The sequence below is a fragment of the Streptomyces sp. SID486 genome, from assembly GCF_009865385.1.
Taxonomy (GTDB): domain Bacteria; phylum Actinomycetota; class Actinomycetes; order Streptomycetales; family Streptomycetaceae; genus Streptomyces.
The window spans coordinates 1-8,844 of record NZ_WWJT01000482.1 but is presented as its reverse complement, the minus strand read 5'-3'; the positions used below and the strand labels follow the sequence as shown (position 1 = coordinate 8,844).

At 75.1% G+C, this 8,844-nt stretch carries 2 protein-coding genes; both read left to right on the top strand.

The features are described from left to right. On the top strand, window positions 1–1,390 hold a 1,390-nt coding region (locus GT045_RS22875), incomplete at its 5' end, for a PfaD family polyunsaturated fatty acid/polyketide biosynthesis protein (RefSeq protein WP_161335279.1). A 1-nt stretch (window position 1,391) separates the two neighbouring features. Then, window positions 1,392–8,844, top strand: a 7,453-nt coding sequence (locus GT045_RS39940) for an amino acid adenylation domain-containing protein (protein WP_345942728.1), incomplete at its 3' end; no start/stop codon positions are given.

Genomic DNA, 8,844 nt, shown 5'->3' with positions numbered 1-8,844 from the left:
CGCCGCGTCCCCGGCAGGCGCGCGGATCCGGCCCGAGCACCTGGGGTCCGCGGCGTTCCGGGCGGACTACGGGGTGCGCTACGCCTACCTGGCCGGCTCCATGTACCAGGGCATCGCCTCCGCGGACCTGGTCGTCCGCATGGGACGTGCCGGGCTGATGGGCTTCTTCGGCACCGGCGGCCTGCGCCCCGACGAGATCGACGCAGCGCTGCGGGACATCCGGGACCGGCTGCCCGCCGGTGCCGCCTTCGGGGTCAACCTGCTGGCCCAGCCGGCCGATCCGGCGGCTGAGCGCGAGCTGGCCGAGCTGCTGCTGCGGCACGGTGTGCGCCACGCCGAGGCGGCGGCGTTCACCGCGGTCACCCCGGCGGTGGTCCGGTTCCGCTTCGCCGGAGCGCACCGCACCGCCGACGGCACACCCACCGCAGTACGCCACGTCCTGGCCAAGGTGTCACGGCCCGAGGTGGCCACCGCCTTCATGAGCCCGCCGCCGGAGCCGCTGCTGGCGCGCCTGGTGGCCGAGGGCGCCCTCACCCCGCAGGAGGCGGACGCCGCCGCCCTGCTGCCGGTGGCCGGTGACGTGTGCGTGGAGGCCGACTCCGGCGGACACACCGACGCGGGCAACCCCTACGCACTCATGCCCGCCATGCTGCGCCTGCGCGACACCCTGACGGCCCGGCACGGCTACCCGCGGACCGTCAGGGTCGGCGCGGCCGGCGGACTCGGCGCTCCCGAGGCCGTCGCCGCCGCGTTCGTCCTCGGCGCCGACTTCGTCCTCACGGGCTCGGTGAACCAGTGCTCCGTGGAGGCCGGCACCTCCGACGCCGTCAAGGACCTGCTGGAGACCCTCGACGTCCAGGACACCGCCTACGCGCCCGCCGGCGACATGTTCGAACTGGGCGCACGCGTCCAGGTGGTGCGCAAGGGAACCCTGTTCCCCGCCCGCGCCAATAGACTCCACCAGATCTACCGGCAGTACGACGGACTCGACGCCCTCGACGACGCGACGCGCCGCACCATCGAGGAGCGGTACTTCCGCCGGACCCTGGACGAGGTCTGGGCCGAGACCAGCGCCTACCTGCGCACACACCGGCCCGACGAACTGGCCCGGGCCGAGCGCAACCCCAAGGCCCGGATGTCCCAGGTCTTCCGCTGGTACTTCGTCCACTCCACCCGGATCGCCCTGCGCGGCGCCCCGGGCCAACAGGTCGACTACCAGATCCACTGCGGACCGGCGCTCGGGGCGTTCAACCGCCTGGTGGCGGACACCCCGCTGCGGACCTGGCGCCGGCGCCACGTGGACACCATCGCCGAGCTGCTGATGACCGGGGCCGCCGCACTCCTCGACGGTTCGCTGCGCGCCTGGTCCCCTGCCACCCCGGGAGAGTGACGTGCGGGAAGACGAACGGACCGAACGGCTGCTGCGGATCCTCGCCGGCGTGCTGCCCGACGCGGACCTCACCCCCGGCTTCCCGCTGCGGGAACAGGGGCTCGAGTCACTGGCCCTGACCAGGGTCTGGTTCCAGATCCGCAAGGAGTTCGGCGCCGACATCCCCGTCTCCTGGCTGCGCCGGTGTCCCACGCCCGCGGCGCTGCTGGCCCGCATCGCGGAACACGGCGGCGACGACGAGGCTCCGGAGCACACCCCCGCCGCACCGGAGCCGGACGACGCGCGGGACCGCCACGAGCCGTTCCCGCTCACCGACATGCAGCAGGCGTACCTGGTGGCCAAGGGCCGGCCCGACGACCCGGCCGGCTGCCACGTGTACCGCGAGTTCGAGGTCGAGGACCTCGACGTCGAGGCACTGGAGAGGGCCTGGCGCAAGGTGGTGGCCCACCACGACATGCTGCGGGCCGTCGTCACCGCGGACGGCCGGCAGCGCATCCTGCCCGACGCCGGACCACCGGCGATCGCCGTCGGCCCCCGCGACGCCGCCGGTGCCGTCCGGGAGCGGCTCTCGCACCACCGCTACGAGCCCGGCGCCTGGCCGCTGCACACCGTCGAGGTCTCCCACGCCCCGGACCGGCCGTCCGTCGTCCACCTCAGCATCGACGCACTGATCATCGACGGCCACGGACTCGGCGTCCTCCTTCAGGACTGGTGGCGGTGCTACCACGACCCCGCACACGAGCCGGCCCGGCCCGCGGTCACCGTGCGCGGGTGTGTACGACAGCTCGACGCCGAGGGGCGCACCGCCGCCCACCGGGCCCGGCTCGATCACTGGGCCGACCGCCTGACGGGTCTGGCGCCCGGCCCGGCGCCCAGCCGCCCCGCCGGCGACGACCCACGGCGCGTCGCGCTCACCGGCCGCGTCGACCGACGGCAGTGGGAGACCGTCAACCGGCTCGCCGCCTCCTGGGAGGTGTCACCGACCGCCCTGGTGCTCACCCTGTTCGCCGAGACCTTCGGCCGGCAGCGGGACGCGCGGCCGCTGTCCCTGGTGCTCACGACCAGCTCCCGCTCCCGGCTCCCGGCCGAGGCCCAGGACGTGATCGGCCCCTTCACCTCCAGCCTCGTGCTGCCCCTGCCGAACACCCTCGACCGCCCGCTGCGCGCCGCCGCCGGCGAGGTGCACCAGCGGCTGTGGGAGGCCCTCGACCACTCCGCCGTCTCCGGCGTGGCGGCGCTGCGGGCCCTGCGCGCCAAGGACCGTACGGCCGCGGACGTCGAACTCCCGGTGGTCTTCACGAGCCTGCTCGGCAGCGGCCGGTCCGGTGACGACGGTTTCGCGGGGGCCGTCACGTACGCCGTCAGCCAGACCACCGGCGTCGCCCTCGACCACCAGATGTGGGAACGCGACGGCGCTCTGCACCTGCGCTGGGACCTGGCCGCCGAACGCTTCGCACCCGGCGAGGCCGACATCCTCTTCGCCGCCTTCCTCAACTCCCTGCACGCCCTCGGTGACGGGCCCGTCGCACGACGCCCGCTCAACGACCTCCAGCAGGCATACTTCGTACCGCGCGCGGCGGGCGGACCCGGGCCCTGGGACGGCTGCCAGGTCCACCACTCCTTCGAGGTCGACGACCTGGACGTGCCGCGCCTGACCCGGGCCTGGCTGCGCCTGGTGGACGCCTACGACGTGCTGCGCACGGTGGTCACCCACGACGGCGCCCTCGCCGTCGCCGCGCACGTCCCCTCGGCCTGGGCCGTCCCCGTCGTCGACCTCGCGGCCTGCCCGGAACCCGACACCTTCCTGCGTGACCTGAGCGCGCGGATGGCGGGCCGTGCCCACCCGCTGGGCCGCGCCCCGCACTCCGAGCTGTGCGTCACCGTCGGCCACGGTCCCGCCACCGTGCACCTCACCACCGATCTGACGACCCTCGACGGGCGCAGCATCCACTTCCTCGTCCGCGAACTGTTCCGGCTCTACGCCGACCCCGGCGCCGCCGTGCGGCCCTCCGCGGGCCCCGACGCCCACCTCGCCGAGCAGGACCGGCGCCGGCGGCTTCCCGGGCACGCCGGACACACGGCGCACTGGCGGCAGCGCGTCGCGGACCTGTACCCCGGGCCGTCGGTGCTCCCGGCCGGCGACCAGCGGGCCCGGCAGCGGTTCGCCGGACAGCTCACCGGCTGGCGCGCCGTCAAGAAGCGGGCTCAGCAGGCGGGTCTGAGTCCCGACGACCTGCTCGCCGCGGCCTGCACGCAGGCGCTGGCGGAGCACTTCCCGGTGCCCTTCAGCCTGCCCGTGGTGCGCTGGACCGAGGAGTCCGCCCCCTACCGCCCCGGCGAGTACACCGCACTGAGCTGGGTGACCCGCACGGACGCCGGACTCGGACTGTGGGAACAGGCCGCCGCGTTCCGCAAGGTCCTGGACGAGGACCGGGCCGCGGACGGGGCGAGCGGACTCGCGGAACTGCGCCGCAGGGTGATGCGGGAACGCCGTGACCACGACTTCGACCTGCCCGTCGTCTACACCGGGCGGCTCGACGTCTCCGACCAGCCGCTGCCCGCCGGTGTCCGCCTGGGGCCCTGGCTGACCTGCACACCGGACGTCGCGCTCGACTGCATCGCCCTGGACGAGGGCGACGTGCTGCGCTTCTACTGGGACGCCACGGCCGCACGGTTCCCGCCCGGCCGGCTCGACACGATGTTCGCGCGGTACCGGACGCTGCTGGAGTCCCTGACCGCGGGACCGGAGCGGTGGAACGCCACGGAGACCCCCTTCCCCGCCGACCGCCAGGTGCAGCGGCTGTTCGAGGAACAGGCCGCGCTGCGCCCCGACGCGGTCGCCGTACGGTGGTCGCACGGCGGCACCCTGTCCTTCGACGGGCTGAACCGGTGGGCCAACCGCATCGCCTGGGCCCTGCGCGAACACGGTGTGGCGCCGGGTACGCCGGTCGGCATCAGTGTGCGCCGTGGCCCGGCGATGGTCGCCGCCGTGTACGGCGTGCTCAAGGCGGGCGGCTGCTATGTGCCGCTGGAGCCCTCGCTGCCCGCGGCCCGCGCGGCGGCCATCATCGGTGACGCGGGGATCACGCTGATCGTCGGCGAGGCCGGGGACTCCTCCGCGGACGGCCGCAGGCCGGTCCCGGCCGGGGTGACGGTGGTTCCCGTCGACGCCCAGGGGCGGCCCGAGCACACCCCGGAGCCGCTCGGCTCGGTGGACGACACCGCCTACGTCATCTTCACCTCCGGCAGCACCGGCCGGCCCAAGGGGGTGGCCGTCTCCCACCGCCCCCTGCTGAACCTGGTGAACTGGTGCGTGCGGACCCACGGGTTCGGCCCCCGGGACGTCGGCCTGTGCGTGACCTCCCTCGGGTTCGACCTGTCGGTGTTCGACATCCTCGGCCTCCTCGGTCACGGCGCGTCGCTGTACGTGGCCGACGAGACCGAGCAGCGCGATCCACAGCTGCTGCTCGACGTGCTGCTGAACGAGCCGATCACGTTCTGGAACTCCGCGCCGACCACGCTGGCCCGACTCGCCCCGCTCTTCCCGGGCCGCTTCGGGCAGGCCGGCACCGACACCCTGCGCATGGTGTACCTGAGCGGGGACTTCACCCCGCTGCCGCTGCCGGACGAGATCCGGCGGCTGTTCCCGGGGACCCGCGTGGTGAGCCTGGGCGGGGCCACCGAGGCCACCGTGTGGTCCAACTGGTTCGAGATCGGCCGCGTCGACCCGGCCTGGCGCAGCATCCCGTACGGCAGGCCCATCGACAACGCCCGCTACTACATCCTCGACCAGGATCTGCGCCCCTGCGGGACGGGTGTCGAGGGCGACCTCTACATCGGCGGGGAGTGTCTGAGCCAGGGCTACCACCGGCAGCCCGCGCTGACGGCGGAACGCTTCGTGAGCGACCCCTTCGCGGACCGTCCGGGCGCCAGGATGTACCGCACCGGTGACCGGGCGAGCTTCTTCCCCGACGGGGTCATCTGCTTCCACGGCCGGGCCGACAGCCAGGTGAAGATCCGTGGCTTCCGGGTCGAACTCGCCGAGATCGAGCACCAGGTGCGCCGGGTCCCGGGCGTCAAGGACGTGGTCGTCCTGGCGCAGGCGGACCCGGGCGGCGACCGCAGGGTGGTCGCCTACGTGGTGCCCGACGGCACCGAACCGCCACCGGTGGCCGACATACGCCGGCACGCCGCGGCCCACCTGCCCGACTACATGGTCCCCAACGTCGTCGCGTTCCTGGACACCTTCCCCGCCACCGCCAACGGCAAGCTGGACCGTGAGGCGCTGCCCTGGCCGGTGGAGCCGGGAAGCCGGCATGCACCGGGCGGAGCCACGCCGCAGGTCCCGGCGGCGGCCGTGGCGTCCGGTTCCCGGGTCGCGGGCCTCACGGCGGAGATCGCGGAGATCTTCGCCGAACTGCTCGGCGTCCCCGCGGTCGATCCCACGGCGGACGTCTGGGACCTGGGCACCACGTCCTTCACGATGGTGCAGGTCTCCGCCGTCCTCCAGGAACGCCACGGCCGGCGGGTGCCCGTCTCCGCGCTGCTGACCGATCCGACCGTCGCCGGTATCGCCCGTTCGGTGGCGGCGTCGGACACGTCGTACCCGCACGCGGCCGAGCCGGAAGCCGACCGGGCCGCCGCGCCCAGGCCCACCGGGCCGCAGGTCCCCGCACCCGCACCCCCCTCGCCGCCCTCGTCGGCACTCGCCCCCGCGCCTTCACCCGCCCCGGTGCCTCCGGCTGCCCCCGCGTCCAGCACCGCTTCCGCCCCGGTGCCTTCCGCTGCCCCCGCGTCCAGCACCGCTTCCGCCCCGGTGCCTTTGGCTGCCCCCGAGTCCGCCACCCCATCCGCCCCCGTGCCGCCGGCCGCCCCCGTATCCGGATCCGCACCCACGCCCGCGTCGGCCGCCACCGGTGCGGTGGCCCCGGCCGGGGACGACCCCGCCGGGGGCCGGGGGGCGGATTCGGGGCCGCGACCGCTGGAGTTCTTCTCGGCCGAGGAGCGCGCGGAGTTCAAGAAGTCCCGGCTGGACCTGCGCCGCCCTGCCGACGGCGCCCCGGTCGTCCTGCTCGACGAGCAGGACGTGGCCGAGGAGCACTTCCGCTGGCGGGCCACCCGCCGGGAGTTCGGGGCCGGCCCCGTCCCGGCCGCCGCCTTCGGGAACCTGCTCGGCCTGCTGCGGGAGACCGAGGTCGACGGGCGCGGCCGGCGCCTCTACCCCTCCGCCGGGGACACCTACTCCGTCCAGGTCTACCTGCACGTGCGGCCCGGTGGGGTCGAAGGCGTACCCGAGGGCCTGTACTACCACCACCCGGTGGAGCACGCTCTGCACCTGATCGACGCCCACCCCGACCTCGCCCGGTCGCGGCACTTCCCCTACAACCGCCCGGTGTTCGACGGCGCCGCCTTCGAGCTGTTCCTGTTCGGCGCCGACGCCGCGATCGAACCGCTCTACGGCGCGGACAGCGGGTCCTTCCAGCTGCTGGAGGCCGGTTACATCGGACAGCTGATGCTGCTCGCCCAGCCCTCGACGGGCGTCGCCCTGTGCCCCGTCGGCACCCTCGCGCTGGACGGCGTCCGCGCGCAGCTGGGCCTCGGGGAAGGACACCGCTACCTGCACGCGTTCCTCGGCGGCACGCTCGCCGAGGCACCGGCCGCCACCGGCGCACGCGGCGAGCGACCGCTGTTCGCGCAGCCGGCCGAGGCGGTACCGGCCGTGCCCGGGCCGGACGGTCCGGCCGCCGAACGCACCGCGGAGATCGCGATCGTCGGAGCCGCGTGCCGCTTCCCCGGAGCCGACGACCTGGACGCGTTCTGGACCAACCTCAGCCGGGGCACCCGGTCGCTGACCGACGTGCCGGAGCACCGCCGGGCACACTTCCCGGCGCGCGCCCCGGCCGGCGGCTACCTGTCCGACGTCGACTCCTTCGACAGCCTGCTCTTCCGTATCGCCCCGGCCGAGGCCGCCGGACTCGACCCCCAGCTGAGACTGCTGCTGCACACCGTCTGGGACTGCCTCGACAACGCCGGGCACACACCGCGGTCGCTCGAATCGGCCGGCCGGGTCGGCCTGTTCTGCGGTGCGATGTGGTGGGACCACCAGCACGTGGGCGCCGACCGGGCCCGGGACGGCCATGACGCCACGATCTCGGCCACCGCCTCCGAGGCCGCCAACCGCATCTCGCACTTCTTCGGCTTCGACGGCCCCAGCCTGGCCGTCGACACCTCCTGCTCGTCCTCGCTGAGCGCGTTGCACCTGGCCGTCGAGAGCCTGCGCCGCGGCGAGTGCGAATCCGCCCTGGTCGTGGCGGCCAACCTGCTGACCCACCCGTACCACACCCGGTTGCTGGCCGATCTGGGACTGCTCGCCGAGCGCGTGCCCGACGGCGCCTTCGACGCCCGGACCGCGGGCTGGTCACCGGGGGAGGGGGTCGCCGGTGTCCTGCTGCGCCCGGTGTCCCGGGCCCTGCGTGACGGCGACACCGGGCTCGCGGTCATCGAGGCCACCGGCATCGGCCACGCGGGCGCGGCCGGCCGTTTCGGCACCCCGCAGGCGGACCGGCTGGCCGGCTCGATCGGCCGGACGCTGGCCGCCGCCGGACTGGCACCGGGCGATGTCGACTACGTCGAGTGCGCCGCGGCGGGCGCGCTGCTCGCCGACGCCGCCGAACTCGAAGCGCTCGGCACCGTGTTCGAGGGGGGGACGGTCCTCGTCGGGACGGTCAAGCCGAACATCGGACACCTGGAGGCTGCCGCCGGCCTGTCCCAACTGGTCAAGGTGCTCCTGCAGTTCCGGCACGGCCGGATCGCGCCGACCCTCCTCGCCGACCCCGCACACCAGGACGTCGCGTGGCCGCGGAGCCTGCGGCCGGCCGGTCACCTGGTGTTCTGGCCCGGTTCCGGGCCCGGCCGCGCCCTGGTGAACGCCGTGGGCGCCACCGGCACATACGGCCATGCGGTGCTGCGCGCCTGGCCACCGACCGGGGCCGACGGCGGTGCCGAGCGAGGCGACCGGGGCGGCCGGTACGCCTTCCCGCTGACCGCGCAGACCGACGAGCGGCTGGCCGAACTGGCCGGCCTGCTCAGCCGGCGGCTCGGCACGCGCCCCGTCCCCGCACTGGGCGACGTCGCCCTCACCCTCCAGTCCGGCCGCACGCACCTGGAGCGCCGGGCGGTACTGGAGGCGTCGACCACGGAAGAACTGCGGTCCGCACTGGACGCCCTGGCCGAGGGCGGCGCGCCTCCCGCTGTCACGGACGCCGCCCTGACGGCCTGGCGGTCCGGCGCCGACATCGACTGGTCGGGCCACCGCCCGGCGGGGGCGCGGCGCGTCCCCCTGCCCAGCCTCCCCTTCGCCCGCGTCCCCCTGCCCGGCCTCCCCTTCGCCGCCGGGCCCCCGCGACGGGAGCCGACCGCGCGCGTGGCGCCCCCCGCCCACGGCCGGGTGGACG